Source organism: Herbaspirillum sp. SJZ099, assembly GCF_007828355.1.
Classification (GTDB): Bacteria; Pseudomonadota; Gammaproteobacteria; order Burkholderiales; family Burkholderiaceae_D; genus Herbaspirillum.
Genome location: NZ_VIUO01000024.1, coordinates 1 through 1,020 on the forward strand (window position 1 = coordinate 1; position 1,020 = coordinate 1,020).

Genomic DNA, 1,020 nt, shown 5'->3' on the forward strand with positions numbered 1-1,020 from the left:
CCACCGCAGTGTGCTGCCGCACACGAGGATGGCGAGCACCGTACGGCAGTCGATCACGCGGGCGCAACAGGAACATGAGCCAATTTTTAAGCGCGGTCTGCTACGCGTTCACCCATGATGCCCGAGGGGCGCAGCGTGAGGACGATGATCAGCACGATGAAGGCGAAGATGTCCTGGTAGTTGCTGCCCAGGAAGTCGCCCGTCAGGTCGCCGATGTAGCCGGCGCCCAGGCTTTCGATCAAGCCCAGCAGGATCCCGCCCAGCATGGCCCCGTAGATGTTGCCGATGCCGCCCAGCACCGCCGCCGAGAAGGCCTTCAGGCCCGGCACGAAGCCCATGGCGAATTGCGCCGTCGAGTAGTTGGCCGCCCACATCACCCCGGCAATGGCCGCCAGGGCCGCGCCGATGGCGAACGTGACCACGATCACCTTGTTGGAATCGACCCCCATCAACCCGGCAATGCGCGGGTTCTCGGCGGTGGCGCGCATGGCCCGGCCCATCTTGGTCTTCTCCACGATCAGCACCAGCCCCAGCATGGCCAGCACCGCCAGCGCCAGCAGCATGATCTGGGTGGGCGAGATCAGCGCGCCGGCGATGTGCACCGGGTCCGACGGCATCACCTGCGGGAACGGCAAGGGGCTGCGGCCCCACAGCATCATGGCGATGGTCTGCAGCAGGATCGACACGCCGATGGCGGTAATCAGCGGCGCCAGGCGCGGCGCATTGCGCAGCGGCCGGTACGCCACCCGCTCGATCACCAGGCTGACCACGATGCACACCGGGATCGCCCCGACGATGGCAATGACCAGTTGCACGATGCCCGGCAACTGCGGCGCATGCAGCTGCACCAGCTTGAGCAGGGAAAGCCCCACCATCGCCCCCACCATCAGGATGTCCCCATGCGCGAAGTTGATCAGGTTCAGCACCCCGTACACCATCGTGTAACCCAACGCGATCAGCGCATACATGCTCCCTAGCACCAAACCGTTGATGATCTGCTGGATGAATATGTCCATGAAT

Annotated in this window: 1 protein-coding gene; it reads right to left on the minus strand. The window is 64.7% G+C overall.

Annotated features, from left to right (window positions below):
* Positions 1-86 precede the first annotated feature (86 nt).
* Entirely contained in the window at positions 87-1,016 is a 930-nt protein-coding gene (locus FB597_RS20045) for a branched-chain amino acid ABC transporter permease (protein ID WP_141911306.1), read from the minus strand.
* Positions 1,017-1,020: the final 4 nt, after the last annotated feature.

Excerpts from the sequence above, each read along its gene's own strand:
- FB597_RS20045 (WP_141911306.1), bottom strand. The coding sequence starts at position 1,016 with ATGGACATATTCATCCAGCAGATCATCAACGGTTTGGTGCTAGGGAGC.